Here is a 19,932-nt window from a genome sequence, read left to right as displayed (position 1 = left end):
GTGCCATTCGCCTGGCCACTAGGCCAACGTCAGGCTTTACGAAGGATGCGGTCATAACCGCGCCGCCTCGCGTGAGCAGTCACCCGAAAAGCCCGTTGCAACGGCCTGATTGGCCCAGCTACGCCACTCTCCTCACACCGTTTCAGACCGTGGTAGACTCACAGCGTGTCGCCGGTCTTTGAAATCCTGAAATCACGCCCTTCGGCTTTTGTCGGCGAGCAGCGAGACATTGGCCCTTCTGCCCGGCTCAAACCTTGACTTTCCGGGGCGATGATGCGCCCTTCCGCCCTCCCGATTTGCGCCCCTCGCGGCCTCTTTTCTCAAGACGATCCGATCATGCACGCCTATCGCTCCCACACCTGCGGCGCCCTACGACTGACTGATGCCGGGGCCAATGTGCGCCTGTCCGGCTGGGTTCACAGGAAGCGCGACCACGGCGGCCTGCTGTTCATCGACCTGCGCGACCACTACGGCCTGACGCAGCTGGTCCTGCACCCCGAAACGCCGGGCTTCGAGGCGGTCGAGCGCCTGCGCGCCGAGAGCGTCATCCGCGTCGACGGCGAAGTCGTCGCCCGCGACGCCTCGGTCGTGAATGCGACCCTGCCCACCGGCGAGGTCGAGCTGAAGGTCCTGGCCGTCGAGGTCCTGTCCGAGGCCGCCGAACTACCGCTGCCGGTCTTCGGCGAGCCCGAATACCCCGAGGAGATCCGCCTCAAGCACCGCTACCTCGACCTGCGCCGCGAGACCCTGCACAAGAACATCGTCCTGCGCTCCAAGGTCATCTCCTCGATCCGCCGTCGCATGGTTGATCAGGGCTTCCTTGAATATCAGACCCCGATCCTGACGGCCTCGTCACCCGAGGGGGCCCGCGACTTCCTGGTGCCGTCGCGTCTGCATCCCGGCAAGTTCTACGCCCTTCCGCAAGCGCCTCAGCAGTTCAAGCAGCTGCTGATGGTCTCGGGCTTCGACCGCTATTTCCAGATCGCGCCCTGTTTCCGCGACGAGGACCTGCGCGCCGACCGCTCGCTGGAGTTCTATCAGCTCGACGTCGAGATGAGCTTCGTCACGCAAGAGGATGTTTTCGCCGCCATCGAGCCCGTCATGCATGGCGTGTTCGAGGAATTCGCCGACGGCAAGCCGGTGTCGCCTATTGCTGGCACCCACACCTTCACCAACGACTTCGGCCAGACGATGGAGCACGCGGGCTTCGAGCGCCTGACCTACGAGCAGTCGATGAAGTGGTACGGCACAGACAAGCCCGACACCCGCAATCCGATCAAAATGCAGGATGTCTCCGACCATTTCCGCGACGGCGGCTTCGGCCTGTTCAACAAGATCCTCGGCGCGGACGCCAAGAACGCCGTCTGGGCCATTCCGGCCCCGACCGGCGGTTCGCGCGCCTTCTGCGACCGCATGAACTCCTGGGCCCAGGGCGAAGGTCAGCCCGGTCTCGGCTACATCTTCTGGTCCGACGACCAGCAGGCCTGGGGCGGCCCGATCGCCAAGAACTTGGGTCAGGAGCCGACGGACGCCCTGATGACCGCGCTGGGCCTCGGCAAGGGCGACGCGGCCTTCTTCGCCGCCGGCTTGCCGTCGGTGTTCGCCAAGTTTGCCGGCCTGGCCCGCACCCGCGTCGCGACCGAACTGAAGCTGGTGGACGAAGACCAGTTCAAATTCTGCTGGATCGTCGACTTCCCCATGTTCGAATGGTCCGAGGAAGAGAAGAAGGTCGACTTCAGTCACAACCCGTTCTCCATGCCGCAGGGCGGTCTTGAGGCGCTGGAGACCCAGGATCCGCTGACCATCCGCGCCTATCAGTACGACATCGTCTGCAACGGCTATGAGCTGTGCTCGGGTGCCATCCGGAACCACAAGGCCGAAATCATGCTCAAGGCCTTCGACATCGCCGGCTATGACGCCTCGGTCGTCGAGGAGCAGTTCGGCGGCATGCTCAACGCCTTCCGCTTCGGCGCGCCGCCGCACGGCGGCCTGGCTCCTGGCATCGACCGCATTGTCATGCTGCTGGCCAACCAGACCGCCATCCGCGAGGTCATCGCCTTCCCGTTGAACCAGCAGGGCCAGGACCTGCTGATGAGCGCGCCGTCGGACGCCGCCGAGCGTCAGTACAAGGAACTGCACATCCGTGCGGCCCAGCCGCTGAAAGGCTGACGGACGCCACCAAAAAGGCCCCGCCAACGATGGGGCCTTTTCATTCAGTTGCCGCTGGCGACCATGAAGTTGCGGGACCGGGGCGGCACCGGCGGCGCAGGCGGCCTGGGGGTTTCGATTCTCAGGGTCACGCCGCGACAGGCCCGGGCCGTCAGACCACCTGGCAGCCGCGTTGAGGCATCACCGCAGGCCCGGCCGATCTGATCTTGGTTCAGTCCGCGCGCCCCGACCAGATTGGTCCCGCGAATATCGGTGCGGTTGAACTCCACATCACTGAAGTTGGCTCCGGTGAACTGCCCCCCGGTCAGCCGCGCCCCGTTCAGGGTCGCACCGCGGAAGTCCACGTTGCGGAAATCGCCGTTCGACAGGTTCGACATGGCAATCTCGGCCCCGGTGAAGTTGGCCGACCGCGCGCTGACATTGGCCAAGGTCGCGCCGTTGGCCTCAACGCCGCTGAGCGACGCATTGGTCAAAACCGCGCCGTTTAGGTTCGCCCCGTTCAGCTCCGCGCCCGTCAGATTGGCCGACGCGAACCGCGCCCGGACCAGGGTGGCACCGATGGCTTCGACGCCGCTCAGATTGGCCGAGGTAAAGTTGGCGCCGGTAAAGTTGGCCCCGACCATCTCTGCGCCGCTCAGATCGGCCCGGCTGAAGTCGCTGCCCGAGAAATTGGAGCCTACCAGTTCGGCCCCGCGCAAATTGGCTCCGACCAGGGTCGCATTCAGGAAGTTGGCACCTGTAAAGGCCGCTCCGGTCAGATCCCGTCCCGACAGTTCGCAGCGGCTGCACGATCCGCCCAGCGACACCATCCGCGCCACATCACGATCCTGAAACTGCAGATAAAGCGTCACTTCGGCCGATGCGGCACCCGCGATCGCCCACACAGCCGCAGCACCTCCGAGGGCGGCGGTCAGGCGACGGGGAAGGGGGCGGTTGATCTGGAACACGCCTTGTAATGCCCCCAAATGCCCGGCCACCCTACTTAAATCGCGGTAAGGTCGTCGCCGCATACGTGTCCGTGCGGTGTCTCTAGCACTGCGGGATCGTCATGCCGCGCGGCAGTCGTGTCGTCTCGTCACCGCAGGCCTGGTTGAGCCGTGCCTGGCTCAGGCCTGTTGCGCGCAGCAGCGTCGCACCCGACAAATTGACCCCGGTCAGCGTCGCGCCAGAGAAGTTGGCTCCATCCAGATAGGCACCGACAAAGTTGGCGTTGGTCAGGTTCGCCCCCGAAAAGCTGGAACTGGAGAAGACGCCACCATAGGCCTCGACATCTCGCAGGTCCGCGTTGGAAAAGCGGGTTCGGTTCATGACGGCCACACTGAAATCCGACTGACGCAGACGCGCGCCAGCCAGGTTCAGGCCGCTGGCTTCAAGACCCGAAAAGTTTCCCTGGAAGAGATTGCAGCTACTGCACGACGAACCTGCGCGCACACGGGCGATCTGCCCGGCATTCTGGGCACTGACGGGGACGGCAACAGCAAGAGCAGCCAGCACGGCGAGGGTGGTCAGGATCGGCTTCATGGCAGGCTCCGGGTCGCTATGTGGCGCAGACTGACACACAATCCTTGATCAAGCCTGCACGGGCGTCAGCCCTGCATGGATGGTGCCGCGCCGCAGGTTTCGCAGACCCATCCCTCGCCGTGTTCACGCAGTGCCAGGTCGCCGCAAGCCGGGCAGGCCGCTTTCTGGCGGCCGGACACGTCCTGCGCTGCCCTGTCTCGCTTCTGGCCGAAGGGCAGAACGACCAGATTGTCGGGCGCGGCACCCCGCGCGAAGCCCTTCGAAATGAATCTGGCGGCGGGGACCAGTTCGTCAGCCTTGCCCGACCCCAGGCCGTCGGCATCCAGAGGCTCAGCGTCGGCGTTGGCCAGTTCGCGACGGTCCAGGTAGGACACACCCAGTTCCCGGAAGATGTAGTCCAGGATCGACGTCGCAGAACCGATAGAATCGTTACCGGTAACCCGCCCAGCCGGTTCGAACCGCGTGAACACAAAGGCGTCCACGAACTCGTCCAGCGGGACGCCGTATTGCAGCCCGATGGAGATGGCGATGGCGAAGTTGTTCATCAGGCTTCGGAAGGCGGCCCCTTCCTTGTGCATGTCGATGAAGATTTCGCCCAGTTCTCCGTCGTCGTACTCACCGGTGTGGATATAGACCTTATGGCCTCCGACGGAGGCTTTCTGGATGTAGCCCTTGCGACGGTCAGGCAGTTTACGCCTGGTACGGTCGCGCTCGATCACCTTCTCGATAACGCGTTCGGAGGTTGCGGGTGACGGCACGGGAGCCTCGTCCCGGCGAGGGCGCTCGTCCAGAGCGGGCAGCGGGAGAATGAAGTCGGCGGGCGGATCGGCACGTCTGAACCGTGTGGCCAAGGCTCCTTTGCGGGCAGCATCAGCCAGATATCCCGCCATCTGATCTAGAGAGGTCGTCCAGTCCAGATCGACGGCTCGTGTATCGGGTGCGCCCATAGCGTTCAGAAGGTCAGCCGTCAGACGGGCCTCGTAATCGCGTGGGCTTACAAGCGCATCCCGGACGGCTTCGGGGGCCACATCCCAGCTCGCAAGATCGGCGTGACCAAACGCCCAGTGGTCTGCCTGCTCCATCGCTGTCTGATCGAACCCGAGGTGCTCCAGCAGGTCGAGTCCTTCAAGCGTGGTTCCCAGAACGTCACGCATAAAGCCTTGATCGAGCACAGGTGCCCGCAAGGCATCGGACAAGGTATCGACTGCGAGCAGCGCCGTTTCGACGGCGTCGAGTTCTATATCGGTGAAGCCGACGGCCCGAAGTGCCGCATGATCAATGCCGGGGGCGTTGACGAGTGTTCGGTGCCCGAACAGGTGACGCTCTGCAGACTCGACATCACCGTCCGCCCGTTCAATGGCGTTGGCGATCGAAGTGCGCAGACGCCTCTCGACCTCGCCATCCTGAGTCTGCCAGACCTCGGTGGCTGCAAAAGGCGACAGGCCGAGGCGAAGCTCAGCCTCTGTATCGTCGATGAAGATATCAAGCCGCTGGTCCTTGCCGCAGGCCTTGCGAAGCGTGTCGGCTATCTGGGCCACGACGTCGGGTCCGCCGTCTGAAATCAGCGCCAGGTCTGCGAGCCCGCCCAAGGCAATGATCAGAGCCTGTTTCTTGTCGGTCAAAGCCCGCGCCCATGCTCCTGCGACCGAAGCCAGGGCCGCATGCACGTCGTCACTCGCCAAAGCTCTTATCGCCGTCAGAGAGATGAGCAGACCGGGCCCTCTTGACGCTTCGATCAGGGACCTGCCCAGTTCCCGATCGAAGACGACGACCAGGTCGTCCTCTGCCATCAGCCGCGCGGTCTCTGTGCAGACCGGGGCGCCCGAGGCGATCATGTCACGGTCGGCCAGGGCGATGATCGGCGCAGGTCGATTGACGACCTGTGGAGCCGTTACGGTTACCCGCTCGCCGGCTGCCGCCCTGATGATATCGATATCTCTGGCTCCTGCCAGGCGCGCCTGAGCGGCCGCTCGTGCGAGGGCCGGATTGCGCGCCGGATCGGCACAATCCGCGCGTGGCCCGTCACAGCGGTCCACCGCTTCACTGACTCGCAAAAGTGCAGCCGAAATGGCCTCGATCGCACGCGGCACGAGTCGCAGAGACCGACGCGTGGACGTTTCGCTCGACAACGCCGCCAGACTGGCAGTGTCGGACAGATCGTACATCTGGTCGGCTATAGCTTTGGGAAAGGCCGGGGTTGCCAGGCCAAGGCGCAGCGAACCTAGCAAAGTCGCGCGGTCGGAGGTGTTCGGGTTCAGAGTGTCCACATAGGCCGACAGGCTCTGCGCCACATCATTGCTGGGTTCGATACCGGCGTTGGCGGCCCAATCCAGCCAGGCCTCTACCTGGGCATCGCTCCACGCTGCTGGAGCATGGACGATGGTCACCGCATCGGATCGCTCCAGAACACGACGATCCCACACTTGCTGTCCATAGAGGGCGGTGAGTGAAAAGGGCATGGGACGTCCGCGGGTGGCCGGAGCCTCAGCCTAACCGCCGCCGGCGTCTGTGGGCAATAAATGTAGTCATGATCCTGCGGGTTACCCCCAAGATGTTGAGTTTGACATGCGGATGTCCCGGCTGGACGCAGCAGCCGGTTTTTTCTATGCTGCATCCTGTCGCTGGCGGTTCGCCGGGACGGATCACGAGTGGATTTCCTGACGTGCTAGGCAAGATTTTCGGCTGGACCAGTGGCCAGACCATCGGGACTTGGTTCACTATCGCCAAGCGTGGCGAATTCATCGGTGAGGATGAGTTCGGCAGCCGCTATTACCAGTCTCGCGACAACTCCAGCTATGACGGCCGCCGCCGACGTTGGGTAACCTACAGCGGTTATGCTGACGCTTCGAAGGTCTCGCCCGACTGGCACGGCTGGCTCCACTACACACTGGACGAGCCGCCGACCGTGGCCCCGCTGGCCCGGCAGCGCTGGGAACTGGATCACGTTCCGAATCTGACCGGTACGCCCATGGCCTGGAAGCCGCAGGGGTCGCTGGCCGCTGACGGCAAACGCCCGGCCGCGACCGGCGACTATGAGGCCTGGACACCGGAATGAACCCGCGCGGGCTGATCCTGGCGGGTGTGACGGCGGGGGCCATGCTGGTCTCGGGTGGCGTTATTGCCTCGGCCCTGAACGACCTGCCGCAGGATGCCGTGCCGGTCCAGGCCACCACTGCCGATCTGAACAGACAGCAGACACCGCCCAGCACACCACCTGCTCAGACGGCACCTGTGTCGCCAGACACACCGGCGGCGGTCCCCGTTGAGCCTGTCGTAATCGTCGCGCCCCCGATTGACGAAGCTGTCGAGGAAGAGGTCGCAGAGGTCGTTCCGACCCCTACGGTAACTACACCCACCGAGCCACTGCGTCGCCAGCGTCGCCGCGTTGCCATTGTCGAGGCGATCGACAAGATCACGGCCCGCTCCATGCGGTTCGAGGTTGAGGTCGGCGGTCGTCCTGTGCGCTTCGAGAAGGCCCTGATCATCTCGGCCCGCGCCTGTGAGGTTTCTGCCGGCGACGAGCAGGTGGCGGATGCCATCGCCTATCTGGATGTCAGTCTGCAACCGCGCGGCGTGATGCAGGGCGAACGGCGCGAGATTTTCCGCGGCTGGATGTTCGCGTCTTCACCGGCGGTCAGCAGCCTGCAGCATCCGCTTTATGATGCCTGGATCGTCGGCTGCAAGGCATAGAAGACTGCGGCCTGGCCTGACATGGGCTCGAACAGGCTGCGGCTGTTGGGTCTGACGGTCAGGGCGGGCGCGAGCTGCTTCAGATAGTCGGCCTGGGGCGTTTCGATCGCGCCGAACTGCGCCAGATGGCTGGTCAGGAACTGCGTGTCCAGCAACCGCCAGCCCCCGCGCTTCAGCCGTGCCACCAGATGCACCAGCGCCACCTTTGACGCATCGCGTTCGAGGCTGAACATGCTCTCGCCGAAGAAGGCCCCGCCGAGGGTCACGCCATACAGGCCACCGACGAGCCGCTCGTCTTGCCAGCATTCGATGGAGTGGGCCTGACTGCGTGCGTTCAGCGCGACGTACAGGCGGCGGATCGGGGCGTTGATCCAGCTGTCTTCACGTCCGGCGGCAGAGGCGGCGCAGGCATCGACGACGGCGTCGAAGGCTGTGTCGACACGGACCGTGAAGGCCTCGCTGCGCACCGTTCGGCGCAGTCGGGCCGGGATGTGGAAGGCATCCAGCGGAATGACGCCGCGCTGCTCCGGCTCGACCAGGAAGATGCGCGGGTCATCTCGCGCCTCGCCCATCGGAAAGACGCCCGTGGCATAGCAGTGCAGCAGTTCGTCCGGCCCGAAGGCTCCGAAGGGGCTGCTGGCACTGAAGCCGGGGTCGTTCACCAGCCCTAGGCCGTCGCCTTCTGCCGCGCCGCCCATTGCTCCAGCCAGTGGATGTCATAGTCGCCGGACAGGATGTCGGGCTCGGCCAGCAGCTTCTGGAACAGGGGAATGGTGGTGTCGATGCCGCCGATGACCATCTCGTTCAGCGAGCGTTTCAGGCGCGCGATGCACTCCTCGCGGTCGCGGCCGTAGACGATCAGCTTGCCGATCAGACTGTCGTAATAGGGCGGGATCGAATAGCCGGCGTAGATGGCGCTATCCAGCCGCACGCCCAGACCACCCGGGGCGTGGAAGTCGGTGATCTTGCCGGGCGAGGGGGTGAAGGTCTCGGGGTTCTCGGCGTTGATGCGGCACTCGATGGAGTGGCCGGTGAACTTCACATCCGCCTGGGTGAAGGACAGGGGCAGGCCTGCGGCGATGCGGATCTGTTCACGGACCAGATCGACGCCGGTGATCATTTCGGTGACCGGATGCTCGACCTGCAGACGGGTGTTCATCTCGATGAAGAAGAACTCGCCATCTTCCCACAGGAACTCGATGGTGCCGACGCCCAGATATCCGATGGCGGCGATGGCCTTGTTGACCGTCTCGCCGATGGCCTCGCGCTCTTTCGAGGACAGGGCGGGCGAGGGGGCCTCTTCCAGCACCTTCTGGTGGCGGCGTTGCAGGGAGCAGTCGCGCTCGCCCAGATGGACCACGTTACCGTGGCTGTCGGCGATAACCTGAAGCTCGATGTGGCGGGGCTTCTGGAGGTAGCGCTCCATATAGACAGCGCCATTACCGAAGGCGGCCAGCGCCTCTGACTGGGCGGTCTGGACAGCCTCGACCAGATCGTCGGCGGTCAGGGCGACCTTCATGCCGCGTCCACCGCCACCGGCGGAGGCCTTGACGATCAGGGGAAAGCCGATGGACTTCGACGCCTCGATGGCGGCCTCGACGGTCTCGACCTCACCGGCCGAGCCGGGCACGACGGGAATTCCGGCGTCCATGACGGTCTGTTTGGCGGTGATCTTGTCGCCCATGACCCGAATGTGCTCGGGCTTGGGCCCGATGAAGGTCATGCCGTGGGCCTCGACGATCTCGGCGAAGCGCGCGTTCTCGGACAGGAAGCCATAGCCGGGGTGGATGGCCTGGGCCCCGGTGATCTCGGCCGCCGCGATGATCGAGGGGATGTTCAGATAGGATTTGGCCGCCGGTGCCGGGCCGATGCAGACGCTCTCGTCGGCCAGGCGAACCCACATGGCCCCCCGATCGGCCTCGGAGTGCACGGCGACGGTGGAGATGCCCATCTCCTTGCACGCGCGGTGAATACGCAGTGCGATCTCGCCGCGGTTGGCGATCAGGACCTTGGTGAACATGCGTCCCGCCTCAGGCTTGCAGCAGGACGAGGGGTTCGCCGAACTCGACGGGCTGGGCGTCGCCGACCAGCACCTCGACCACGACGCCGTCGCGCGGAGCCTGGATCGGGTTCATGGTCTTCATCGCCTCGACGATCAGCAGGGTTTGGCCCTTCTTGACGGTGTCGCCGGGCTGGCAGAAGGGCGGGGCCTCGGGTGAGGCCTGCAGATAGGCGGTACCGACCATCGGCGACTTCACCTCTTCGCCCGACTTGGCGACGATGGTGGCCGGGTCCGAAGGCATGGCGGCGGCAGGCGCAGCCGCTGCCGGGGCTGCGGCAGGAGCCTGAGGCGCATAGGCGGGGGCGGCCGCATATTGCACCGGAGCCGCCACTGTCACTTCACGCGCGACGCGGATGTGCAGGTCGCCGCGTTCGACCTCGATCTCGGTCAGGTCCGTGTCGTTCAGGATATCGGCCAGTTGCCGCACCAGGGCGGTGTCGATCTCGGCGTCGTTCTTGAGCTTGGGAGCGGGGGTTTTGGAATCGGCCATGTGAGCCTCTCTCTGTCCTTTAAACCGAACGATCTTCGGTCTGGCTGCGTTCCTGCACCAGGCCGAGGGCGGCCTTGACGGCCAGTTCGTAGCTGCGCGGGCCAAAGCCCGAAATGATGCCGGTGGCGACCGGCGAAACATAGGATCGGTGCCGGAAACGCTCGCGCGCCGCCGGGTTCGACAGGTGGCATTCGACGATCGGGATCGTCAGGGTCTTCAGCGCATCCAGCAGGGCCACCGAGGTGTGGGTATAGCCCGCCGCGTTCAATACCAGGGCCGAGGCCTTGTCGCGCGCCTCATGCACCCAGTCGATCAGTTCGCCCTCGTGATTGGTCTGGCGAAAGACGATTTCGGCCCCGTCGGCGGCGTCGATGCACAGGGTTTCGATGTCCGCCAGCGTCTCATGCCCATAGATATCCGGTTCCCGAACCCCGAGCAGGTTGAGGTTGGGGCCGTTCAGGACGTAGATGACGGACGTTTGGGGCATGAGCTCCGGGCGCTGGACGCCGATGAATCGGGCGGCCTTTTAACTGACGGACCGCGCGGGTCAAAGCGCGGCGATGAACGGATTGACGTAACGGTATGCGCATTCAAGTCAACGGAGATACGCGCGAAGTGTCAGCGCGGACGATTCTGGAGCTGGTCGAGGCCCTGGGGCTGGACGTCCGAAAGGTGGCGGTCGAGCGCAATCTGGAGATCGTGCCCCGGTCGCTGCATGCCACGACGACGCTGGCGGAGGGGGATCGGATCGAGCTGGTCCAGTTCGTGGGGGGCGGTTAAACGATCAAAAGCGGTGACGTGGGTTTTCCCGTCGTCCTGATCGGACTAGGTCAACGGCCATGACCCAAGCTCCCGACACCTGGACCGTCGCCGGTCGCACCTTTTCTTCGCGCCTGATCGTGGGCACCGGCAAATATGCCGACTATGCCCAGAACGCTGCTGCGGCCGAGGCGGCGGGGGCGGAGATCGTGACGGTGGCGGTACGGCGGGTGAACCTGTCGGACCCCGCACAGCCCATGCTGGTCGATCATGTCAGCCCGGAGCGGTTCACCTTCCTGCCCAATACGGCGGGCTGTTTCACGGGCGAGGAGGCGGTGCGGACGCTGCGTCTGGCGCGCGAGGCGGGGGGCTGGAATCTGGTCAAGCTGGAGGTGCTGTCCAACAGTGCGCATCTGTATCCCGACATGATCGAGACGCTGCGGTCGCTGGATATCCTGGTCAAGGACGGGTTCGACGTCATGGTCTATTGCACGGACGATGTGGTCATGGCCAAGCGGCTGGAGGAGGCGGGAGCCGCCGCCATCATGCCGGCGGCCAGTCCCATCGGCTCGGGCCTGGGCATCCAGAACCGGGTCAATATCCGGCTGATCGTCGAGGCGGCGACCGTGCCGGTGCTGGTCGATGCGGGCGTGGGCACGGCCTCGGATGCGACCATAGCCATGGAGCTGGGCTGTGATGCCCTGATCGCCAATACGGCCATCGCGGCGGCGAAGGATCCCATCCTGATGGCCAGCGCCATGAAGCACGCTGTCATAGCCGGCCGTGCGGCCTATCTGGCCGGACGCATGCCCAAACGCATGTATGCCAGCGCCAGTTCGCCGCTCAGCGGGCTGATCTAGGGGTTTCCCTGAGGCCTCGACGCCTCTAGGTTCCGCGCCAACGATTTTCAGACGAGGTCCACCATGAACACCGCCGACATGAAGCGCGTCGAGGCGCATCTGAAGCGCACCTTCAATACGGGCGGCATCATCCTGAAGCCGCGCGGCAAGCCCAACGATTCCTGCGAGGTCTACGTCGGTGACGAGTTTATCGGTGTCGTCTTTGAAGACGAGGACGAGGCCGGTAGCTTCATGTTCGAAATGGCGATCCTGGCCGAGGACCTGCCGGCCGACTGATCGGCTTCGCCTGCAAACTGGCATGAAAAAGCGCCGGTGGAGCGATCCACCGGCGCTTAGTCTATTCTGGTCCCGTACTATTTCTTGCCGACGATCAGATCGCGGAGCTTGGCGAAAAAGCCTTTCTCTTCGGTCTTGGCCGGGGCAGGTGAGGGCGCTGCAGCTGCGGCGGGCTTGGGTGCCGGTGCGGAAGCTGGGGCTGGCGTCGCGGCAGCCGCCACGGGTGCCGTGGCAGGAACTGGTGAAGCCTTGGGAGCCACAGCCGCTGCTGGCTTGGGCGCTGCGGCAGGTTTGGCGGCGGCAGGCTTGGCTGTGGATGCTGCCTTGGCGGCGGGCTTTACAGCCGGGGCCTTGGCTGCGGACTTTGCAGCAGGCTTGGGAGCGGCAGCCTTTGCCGGCGCGACGGTCTTGGTGGCCGGCTTGGCAGCCGGAGCCTTGGCGGCGGCGGGCTTGGCCGCCGATGTCTTGGCAGGTGCCGCTTTTGCGACCGGGGTCTTGGTCGCTGGCTTGGCCGTGGCGGCTTTCGGCGCGGTCGCCTTGGCAGCGACGGGAGGCTTGGCGACGGCAGTCTTGGTTGCAGGTTTCGGCGCGGCGGCCTTTACAGCACTCGACTTTGCGGCCGCTTTAGGCTTGGAAGCGGCGGTCGCCGCCGGTTTCGGTTTTGCCGTGCTCGGCGTAGACGGTGATTTAGCCATGAATTCCCCGACCCCTCGGTGCGATTGATTGATGCTGGCGCGAGAGAGCACGCCAGCGCGTGTCCCGAGTCGTCATGATAGCGGTGTTTTTGAATGTCATACAGCCCAGTTCAGATTATCGCCCGGGGACCCCGCGCCGCGGCCGAAACCGCAGCAGAGGCGCTGGACGCCGACGTCCTTCTGGAGGGCGCGACCTATTCCATTCTGGAAGAGGATGAGGACAAGGACGTCTGGCGCATCGACGGCTATCCGACGACCGAGGAGGAGGCCCGCAGCATGGAGGCGGGCCTGCGCGCGCATGAGGCGCTGACGGTCGAGGTCGAGGTGCTGGCCGATGCCGACTGGCTGGCCATGTCGCTGTCGGGACTGCCGCCGGTCGAGGCTGGGCGGTTCTTCGTCTACGGGGCCCACGATCAGGGCAAGGTGCCGGATGGGCGCGTGAACCTGAAGATCGATGCGGGCGCGGCGTTCGGGACCGGCCACCATGGCACGACGGTGGGCTGTCTGGAGGCGTTCGACCGGCTGCTGGAGACCGAGACGTTCGACAAGGTGCTGGATGTCGGCTGCGGCACAGGCGTGTTGGCCATCGCGGCGGCGAAGACGGGTTCGCCCGTCGCCGTCGGCACCGATATCGACGAGCCCTCGGCCCGGATCGCCAACGAGAATGCCGCGATCAACGATGCGAAATGCGACTTCTATTTCGCCAGCGGCCTGGACGATGGGCGGATCGCGCAGCATCTGCCGTACGATCTGGTCTTCGCGAACATCCTGGCCGCGCCGCTGGTGGAGTTGGCCCCGGACATCGCCAATGCGTTGAAGCCGGGCGGGGTCGCTATCCTGTCGGGCCTGTTGCGGACGCAGGAGGAGCGGGTGCTGGACGCCTATCGCCCGCTGGGTTTTGTGGTCGAGCAGACCATCCATCACGATGCCTGGAGCGCGCTGCAGCTGCGCAAGTCAAACGCGTAAGGAGCCCCGATGCGCCAGACCTTCGACGAAACGACCGATCCGTCCTTCGGGGCGAAACACCTGCCGCTGCTGCGGGCAGAGATGAAGAAACAGGGTCTAGACGGCCTGCTGGTCCCGCACGAGGACGAGCATCAGAACGAATATCTGCCCGACGCCAATGAGCGGCTGGCCTGGGTCAGCGGCTTCACCGGCTCGGCCGGGGCCGGGGTGGTGTTGATGGACCGGGCGGCGGTCTTCGTCGACGGCCGCTATACTGTGCAGGTCAAGGCACAGACGGACGAGGCGCTGTTCGAACGGGTCGAGTTGCACAAGCTGACGACGTGGCTGGAAGGCCTGCCGTCCGCCTCTGTGATCGGCTATGATCCGCGCCTTCACAGCCCCGATTCGCTGGCGAGCCTGCGGGCGGCAGTGGAAAAGGCGGGCGCGACGCTGAAGCCCGTTGAGGCCAATCCGATCGATCTGGCCTGGGGCGCAGACCGCCCCGCCCAGCCGCAGGCCCCTGTGGTACCGCACGAGGACCGCTACTCCGGCGAGAGCGCCGCCTCCAAGCGCGCCCGCATTGGTCAGGCGATTGCGGCCAAGGGCGCGGACGTTGCGGTTTTGACCTCGCCGTCATCGCTGGCCTGGCTGTTCAACATTCGCGGTGGCGACGTGATCCGCACGCCCCTACCGCTCGGACAAGCGGTGGTGAAGGCTGACGGCACCGCCAGCGTCTTCTTCGATCCGGCCAAGGTCACCAATGAGTTGCCCGGCTGGCTGGGCGATGCGGTGGCGTTGGAGTCACACGATGCTCTGCCCGCTGCTCTGGACATTCTGTCTGGCCAGAAGGTCCTGATCGATCCGGCGGTGTCTTCGGCCTGGTATTTCGACCGGCTGGAGGCGGCGGGGGCCACCATCGTGCGCGGCATGGACCCCTGTGCCCTGCCGCGTGCCCAGAAGAATGCCGTGGAGATAGAGGGCAGCCGTCAGGCCCATATCCGCGACGGCGCGGCCCTGACGCGGTTCCTGCACTGGGTCGATACGGTGGCCCAGGTCGAACTCCCGGACGAGCGCGGCGTGGTCGAGGCGCTGGAGGGCTTCCGCGAAGCGACGGGCATGCTGAAGGACCTGTCCTTCGACACCATCGCGGGTGTCGGCGGCAACGGGGCCCTGCCGCATTACAAGCCGGTCGGGGCCAAGATCCGCAAGATGGAGCAGGGCAGCCTCCTGCTGGTTGACGGCGGGGGCCAATATCTGGACGGCACCACCGATGTGACCCGGACCATGGCCATCGGCGAGGGCACGCCGGACCAGCGGCGGATGTACACCCTGGTGCTGAAGGCCCACATTGCCATGGCCGTCATACGCTTTCCCGCCGGGACGACGGGTCATCAGCTGGACGCCATCGCGCGCCAGCCGCTCTGGAACGCCGGCTTCGACTACGACCACGGCACGGGTCACGGCGTCGGCTCCTATCTGGGGGTGCACGAGGGTCCGCAGCGCATAGCGACGGCATTCAACAGCCAGCCCCTGCTGACCGGCATGATCCTGTCCAACGAGCCCGGCTTCTACCGCGAGGGCCACTGGGGTATCCGCATCGAGACCCTTCAGGTCGTGACGGCCCCTGAGCCGATCCCGGGCGGCGAGCGGCCCATGCACGGCTTCGAGCAACTGACGCTGGCCCCGCTGGACCGCAGGCTGATCGACGTGGGACTGCTGACGGCCGAGGAGCGCGCCTATGTCGACGCCTATCACGCGGAGGTCGTGGCCAAGGTCGGCCCCCTGCTGGCCGAAGGTGTGCAGAAGGACGAGGCGGCGCTGGCATGGCTGAAGGCTCAGTGCGAACCCTTGAACTGATCCTGGGCGGTGATCATCTGAAGTGGCGCTGACGAAGCTGTCGTCGGTCCCATCACATCAGGAGAGCGCCCCATGAAAACCCGCACACTGGGCCGGAGCGGTCCCGAGGTCTCGGCCATCGGTCTGGGCTGCATGGGTATGGCCGCTTTTTACGGTCAGGCGTCGGACGAGGCGCAGGCGACGGCGGTGATCCACCGGGCGCTCGACCTGGGCATCACCCTGTTCGACACGGCCGAGATGTACGGGCCGCACACCAATGAGATCCAGGTCGGCAAGGCGCTGGCGGATCGACGCGACAAGGCCTTCGTCGCCACCAAATTCGGTATCGGCTACAATGCAGAGCGCACGGCGCTGACGGTGGACGGCTCGCCCGCCAATGTCCGTCGGGCGATCGAGGGCAGCCTGAAGCGGCTGAATATGGATCACGTCGATCTGTATTATCTGCACCGCGTCGATCCGAACACGCCGATCGAGGAGACGGTCGGCGCGATGGGCGAACTGGTGAAGGAGGGCAAGGTCCGCTTCCTGGGCCTTTCCGAGGCCGCGCCCGAGACGATCCGCAAGGCCCATGCCACCCACCCGATCACCGCCCTGCAGACGGAATATTCGCTGTGGAGCCGCGAGCCGGAGGATGAAATCCTGGCGACGGTCGACGAACTGGGCATCGGCTTCGTGCCCTACAGCCCGCTGGGACGCGGCTTCCTGTCCGGCGACATCAAGTCGATCGACGATCTTGCCCCCGACGATTTCCGGCGCAGCAACCCGCGCTTCATGGGTGACAATTTCCAGAAGAACCTGGATCTGGTGACCGCCGTCGGAGCCATCGCGGCGGACAAGGGCGTGACGGCGGCGAAATTGGCCCTGGCCTGGGTGCTGGCGCAAGGCGACCACCTGGTCCCCATCCCGGGCACGCGGCGGATCGCGACGCTGGAGGACAATGCCGCAGCCGCGGACATTGTGCTGACGGCCGAAGACCTGGAGCGGATCGAAGCTGTGTTCCCGAAGGACGCGGCGTCTGGCGATCGCTACGCCCCTGCGGGTCGGGCGGCGCTGAATCGGTAAAGTCGTGTCCTCCTCTTAGCCGCTTGGCGATGGGGAGGAGATCAGGAAATGAGCGCCAGCCACTCATCTTCGGTCAGAACCTTGACCCCGTGCTTCTGCGCGTCGGCCAGCTTCGACCCGGCTCCGGGACCCGCCACCAGATAATCGGTCTTCTTCGACACTGAGCCCGACACCTTGGCCCCCAGGCTTTCGGCACGCGCCTTGGCTTCGTCACGGGTGAAGCGTTCCAGCGCACCGGTGAAAACCACGGTCTTTCCGGCGACGGGGGTGTCGGATTTGGGGCGTTCGGCGTCCTCGACGGTGTCCAGTTCAGAGATCAGGGCCTCGACGACGGTGCGGTTGTGCGGCTCGTGGAAGAAGTCGGCCAAGGCCCGCGCCGCGACGGGACCGACACCGGTGATGCCAGCGATTTCGCCCAGCGTCGGGGACGGACCTTCGGTGTGGGCGATCTGCGCCAGACGCGCGATCGCTGACCAGTCGGGCGCTAGGGCGGCGATCGCCCGGCGGGCCGGTGATGCCAGGCCAGGAAAGGCGAGGGCGATCTTCTGGTCCAGCGGTGCCTCTGGCCACGGATCGCTGTTGCCCAGACGCGCCTCGGCCAGCGCCACCATCACCCGGGGCGACACGCCGGGCGCGACCGCCAACTGCGTCCACTCCGGCGAGGGCAGGCCGGAGGCGGCCTCCAGACACGCCGCCTCGAACGCGGCCCAGCTACCGAAATGGCGGGCCAGCAGCAGCGACGTCTGCTCGCCGATGTCGCGGATGCCCAGGCCGAAGATCAGCCGGTCCAGGGCGATGATGCGCCGCGCCTGAATACCCGCAACCAGATTGCGCACGCTGGTCTCGCCGTAGCCGTCCTCATTGCGCAGGGTTTCCAGCTTGGTCTCGTCCCGGGCCAGGCGGAAGATGTCGGCGGGCTCCCTGATCCAACCGCGCTCATGAAAGGCGATCAACTGCTTCTCGCCGAGCCCCTCGATATCGAAGGCCCGCCGACCGACGAAATGCTTCAGCCGCTCGACGATCTGGGCATCGCAGATCAGGCCGCCGGTGCAGCGCCTGCGCACCTCATCCCCCTCGCGCACGGCCTCCGAGCCACAGACGGGACAGTGTGTTGGAAAGACATATGGCGCGGCGTCGGCGGGGCGGCGGTCCAGCACGACGCCCACGATCTGGGGGATGACATCCCCTGCGCGTTGCAAGGTGACGGTGTCGCCGATCCGCACGTCCTTGCGCGCGATCTCGTCCTCATTGTGCAGGGTGGCATTGCGCACGACGACGCCGCCGACGGTGACGGGGTGCAGTCGCGCGACAGGGGTCAAGGAGCCGGTACGGCCGACCTGGATGTCGATCCCCTCCAGCACGGTGGTCGCCTGCTGCGCCGGAAACTTGTGGGCGATGGCCCAGCGCGGGCTGCGCGCGACGAAGCCCAGACGCTGCTGCCAGTCCAGGCGATCGACCTTGTAGACCACCCCGTCGATGTCATAGCCCAGGGTGGCGCGGTCCCGCTCCAGTTCGCGGTAAACGCCGATCAGCCCCTCGGCCCCTTCGACCCGCTGCGAGCGAACATTGACCCGAAAGCCCCAGGCCTTAAGCGCCTCCAGAGCGCCTGACTGGGTGTCGGCAAAGTCGTCGGAATGCTCTCCCCAGGCATAGGCAAAGAAGTTCAGCGGGCGACCGGCGGTGATCTTCGGGTTCTTCTGGCGCAGCGACCCGGCGGCGAAGTTGCGCGGATTGGCGTAGGTGCGCCGACCTTCGGCCTCGGCGGCCGCATTGAAGGCGTCGAAGGCGTCGGTCGGGGCATAGACCTCGCCCCGGACCTCCACCCGCGCAGGCCAATCGGCGCCGTGAAGCCTCAGGGGTATGTTGGCCTCGCCGAGCGTCTTCAGGTTCTCGGTGACGTCCTCGCCCGTCCTGCCGTCGCCGCGCGTGGCCCCGACGCTGAGTTCGCCATCGATGTAAAGCAGGCTGGCGGACAGGCCGTCGATCTTGGGCTCGGCCACAAAGGCGATGGCCTCGTCGCCCGGCAGCTTCAGGAACCGGGCAATGCGGGCTACGAAGTCGCGCACCTCACCCTCATTGAACGCATTGTCCAGCGACAGCATGGGCACGCCGTGCCTAACGGGTGCGAACTGGGTGGAAACGGCGGCCCCCACAGCCTGGGACGGGCTGGCCTCGGTGGTCAGGGCCGGGAAACGCGCCTCGATGGCCAGGGCGCGATGCTTCAGGGCGTCATAGTCGGCGTCCGAAATCTCGGGCGCGTCGTCGGTGTGATACAGGGCGTCATGATGCGCCAGCTCGGCGGTCAGGCGGGCCAGCTCGGCAGCCGCTTCGGCCTCGGTCAGGGTATCGACAGCGGGTTCGGACATGGAATCGCAGGGCCTCCTGACAGCAGAGGTCTTCTAGCATCGACACGTTCCGCATGAAGGGGGCACTGCCCCTTTTGACAGACGATGGATCATGACAGGGAGTTCATCTGACACGCGCCGCCGGTCCCGCTAGCGTCGCGCCCTGATCAAGGAGCCGACATGCGTTTCGTCCCGTCCCGGAAAATCCGTCTTCTGACTGCGGTACCCGTCGCGGTAGCCCTGCTGTTGGCAGGGTGCGGCTCTATGTCGAGCACGGACACGCCGGTCGCGGTCGTGCCCGTCACGACCGCCTGGCAGCAGCAGGCGCTGGACGACATCCGCATCCTGTCGGCTGACGACATGGGCGGGCGCGACACGGGCTCGGCGGGCGGGCAGATGGCGCGGGACTATATCGTCGGCAGGCTGGATGCGCTGGGCGTCGTTGCCCCGCCGGTCGGCCGGTTTCAGCCTTGGGAGGCCCAGAACCGTGGCAAGACCTGGAACGGCATCAATGTCATCGGCCTGATCCCCGGCACGCGGGTGACGGACAAATACATCGTGGTCACAGCCCATTATGACCACGTCGGCACCCAGGAAGGCCTGATCTACAACGGGGCCGATGACAATGCCTCGGGCGTTGCCACCATGCTGGCCCTGGCCGCCGATCTGAAGCGCCAGGCCCCGGAGCACAGCGTGCTGATCGTCGGCTTCGACGGAGAGGAACATGGCCTGCTGGGGGCCAAGCATTTCGTTGAGGCCCCGCCCGTGCCTCTGACCTCCATCGCGATGAACCTGAATTTCGACATGACGGCGCGGGCCGAAACGGACGGGAAGCTGTGGGTCACGGGCACCTATCAGAACCCGTCGTTCCGCCCGATTCTGGAGGGCATTCCCGCCAATGGTTCGGTGTCACTGGCCTTCGGCAAGGATACGCCACAAGACCTGGGTGCGGATAACTGGGTCGAGGCCTCCGACCACGGCCCCTTCTATCGGGCGCAGGTGCCGTTCCTGTATCTGGGTGTGAACTATCACCCCGACTATCATCGCCCGTCCGACGATTTCGAGCGGATCACGCCGGCGGTATTCATCAGCTCGACAGAGCTGGCGATCGCCTCGTTCCGGGCGTTGGATACGGCCCTGAACCGCTGATCGCGAGCGCGTTTCGGTCGCAAAGATCGGGCTTGATAAGGCCAGGATTTGA

Annotated in this window: 19 protein-coding genes; 10 read left to right on the top strand and 9 right to left on the bottom strand. The window is 65.5% G+C overall.

From position 1 onward, the window contains the following. Positions 1-336: 336 nt before the first annotated feature. The gene (gene aspS, locus AC4PRM_RS00225; protein WP_492038360.1) at positions 337-2,169 is read left to right on the top strand and encodes an aspartate--tRNA ligase; all 1,833 of its coding nucleotides are present in this window, start codon (positions 337-339) and stop codon (positions 2,167-2,169) included. A gap of 44 nt (positions 2,170-2,213) precedes the next feature. Here the strand turns inward: aspS and AC4PRM_RS00220 are convergent, their stop codons facing one another. The 3 genes from AC4PRM_RS00220 to AC4PRM_RS00210 form a co-directional block, all read right to left on the bottom strand. Continuing rightward, positions 2,214-3,116 carry a pentapeptide repeat-containing protein gene (locus AC4PRM_RS00220; protein ID WP_373255509.1) on the bottom strand — a complete coding sequence of 301 codons (903 nt, stop codon included), beginning with the start codon at positions 3,114-3,116 and terminating at the stop codon, positions 2,214-2,216. A gap of 82 nt (positions 3,117-3,198) precedes the next feature. Beyond that, positions 3,199-3,690 (bottom strand): pentapeptide repeat-containing protein, encoded by a 492-nt coding sequence (locus AC4PRM_RS00215; protein ID WP_492038359.1) that lies wholly within the window; start codon positions 3,688-3,690, stop codon positions 3,199-3,201. A 65-nt stretch (positions 3,691-3,755) separates the two neighbouring features. Beyond that, positions 3,756-6,149: a TSCPD domain-containing protein gene (locus AC4PRM_RS00210; protein ID WP_492038358.1), complete on the bottom strand. Its 2,394-nt coding sequence runs from the start codon at positions 6,147-6,149 to the stop codon at positions 3,756-3,758. 203 nt (positions 6,150-6,352) lie between these two features. On the opposite strand from AC4PRM_RS00210, the gene AC4PRM_RS00205 reads away from it, so the two are divergent. Both AC4PRM_RS00205 and AC4PRM_RS00200 read left to right on the top strand, forming a co-directional pair. After that, positions 6,353-6,745, top strand: coding sequence for an NADH:ubiquinone oxidoreductase subunit NDUFA12 (locus AC4PRM_RS00205; RefSeq protein ID WP_373255501.1), 393 nt, complete (start codon positions 6,353-6,355; stop codon positions 6,743-6,745). Next, positions 6,742-7,380 (top strand): DUF2155 domain-containing protein, encoded by a 639-nt coding sequence (locus AC4PRM_RS00200; RefSeq protein WP_492038357.1) that lies wholly within the window; start codon positions 6,742-6,744, stop codon positions 7,378-7,380. The genes AC4PRM_RS00205 and AC4PRM_RS00200 overlap by 4 nt, the downstream gene beginning before the upstream one ends. Here the strand turns inward: AC4PRM_RS00200 and aat are convergent. The 4 genes from aat to aroQ are packed head-to-tail and all read right to left on the bottom strand — an operon-like array spanning position 7,347 to position 10,419. Next, positions 7,347-8,078, bottom strand: a complete 732-nt coding sequence (aat, locus tag AC4PRM_RS00195; protein WP_492038356.1) for a leucyl/phenylalanyl-tRNA--protein transferase — start codon at positions 8,076-8,078, stop codon at positions 7,347-7,349. The two genes, AC4PRM_RS00200 and aat, sit on opposite strands and share 34 nt — an antisense overlap. Continuing rightward, on the bottom strand, positions 8,048-9,400 hold the full coding sequence (accC, locus tag AC4PRM_RS00190; RefSeq protein ID WP_492038355.1) for an acetyl-CoA carboxylase biotin carboxylase subunit: 1,353 nt from the start codon (positions 9,398-9,400) through the stop codon (positions 8,048-8,050). Before accC ends, aat begins: the two co-directional genes overlap by 31 nt. Before the next feature lie 10 nt (positions 9,401-9,410). After that, positions 9,411-9,932 carry an acetyl-CoA carboxylase biotin carboxyl carrier protein gene (gene accB, locus AC4PRM_RS00185; RefSeq protein ID WP_492038354.1) on the bottom strand — a complete coding sequence of 174 codons (522 nt, stop codon included), beginning with the start codon at positions 9,930-9,932 and terminating at the stop codon, positions 9,411-9,413. Positions 9,933-9,951: 19 nt separating this feature from the next. Further along, complete coding sequence (gene aroQ / locus AC4PRM_RS00180; protein WP_492038353.1) at positions 9,952-10,419, bottom strand: type II 3-dehydroquinate dehydratase; 468 nt, start codon at positions 10,417-10,419, stop codon at positions 9,952-9,954. 95 nt (positions 10,420-10,514) lie between these two features. On the opposite strand from aroQ, the gene thiS reads away from it, so the two are divergent. The 3 genes from thiS (at position 10,515) to AC4PRM_RS00165 (ending at position 11,827) form a co-directional block, all read left to right on the top strand. Next, complete coding sequence (gene thiS, locus AC4PRM_RS00175) at positions 10,515-10,712, top strand: sulfur carrier protein ThiS (RefSeq protein WP_492038352.1); 198 nt, start codon at positions 10,515-10,517, stop codon at positions 10,710-10,712. A 59-nt stretch (positions 10,713-10,771) separates the two neighbouring features. After that, positions 10,772-11,551, top strand: a complete 780-nt coding sequence (locus tag AC4PRM_RS00170; protein WP_492038351.1) for a thiazole synthase — start codon at positions 10,772-10,774, stop codon at positions 11,549-11,551. 63 nt (positions 11,552-11,614) lie between these two features. Then, positions 11,615-11,827 carry a DUF3126 family protein gene (locus AC4PRM_RS00165; RefSeq protein ID WP_373255482.1) on the top strand — a complete coding sequence of 71 codons (213 nt, stop codon included), beginning with the start codon at positions 11,615-11,617 and terminating at the stop codon, positions 11,825-11,827. Between the two features lie 77 nt (positions 11,828-11,904). Here the strand turns inward: AC4PRM_RS00165 and AC4PRM_RS00160 are convergent, their stop codons facing one another. Next, positions 11,905-12,522, bottom strand: coding sequence for a hypothetical protein (locus tag AC4PRM_RS00160; RefSeq protein WP_492038350.1), 618 nt, complete (start codon positions 12,520-12,522; stop codon positions 11,905-11,907). A gap of 93 nt (positions 12,523-12,615) precedes the next feature. Between AC4PRM_RS00160 and AC4PRM_RS00155 the strand changes: the two genes are divergently transcribed. The 3 genes from AC4PRM_RS00155 to AC4PRM_RS00145 all read left to right on the top strand — a co-directional run bounded on the left by AC4PRM_RS00155 (position 12,616) and on the right by AC4PRM_RS00145 (position 16,386). After that, a complete protein-coding gene (locus AC4PRM_RS00155; RefSeq protein ID WP_492038349.1) occupies positions 12,616-13,488 on the top strand; it encodes a 50S ribosomal protein L11 methyltransferase in 873 nt (290 codons plus the stop codon). Between the two features lie 9 nt (positions 13,489-13,497). Then, on the top strand, positions 13,498-15,324 hold the full coding sequence (locus AC4PRM_RS00150) for an aminopeptidase P family protein (protein ID WP_492038348.1): 1,827 nt from the start codon (positions 13,498-13,500) through the stop codon (positions 15,322-15,324). A gap of 72 nt (positions 15,325-15,396) precedes the next feature. After that, complete coding sequence (locus AC4PRM_RS00145) at positions 15,397-16,386, top strand: aldo/keto reductase (RefSeq protein WP_492038347.1); 990 nt, start codon at positions 15,397-15,399, stop codon at positions 16,384-16,386. A 41-nt stretch (positions 16,387-16,427) separates the two neighbouring features. Here the strand turns inward: AC4PRM_RS00145 and ligA are convergent, their stop codons facing one another. Beyond that, positions 16,428-18,752, bottom strand: a complete 2,325-nt coding sequence (ligA, locus tag AC4PRM_RS00140; protein WP_492038346.1) for an NAD-dependent DNA ligase LigA — start codon at positions 18,750-18,752, stop codon at positions 16,428-16,430. Positions 18,753-18,911: 159 nt separating this feature from the next. Between ligA and AC4PRM_RS00135 the strand changes: the two genes are divergently transcribed. Further along, on the top strand, positions 18,912-19,880 hold the full coding sequence (locus tag AC4PRM_RS00135) for a M28 family peptidase (protein ID WP_492038345.1): 969 nt from the start codon (positions 18,912-18,914) through the stop codon (positions 19,878-19,880). Positions 19,881-19,932 lie beyond the last annotated feature (52 nt).

Source organism: Brevundimonas sp. DW-iso22 (assembly GCF_058725425.1).
Note: the sequence above shows the minus strand (reverse complement) of the source record. Positions and strands in the feature narration are given on the sequence as shown.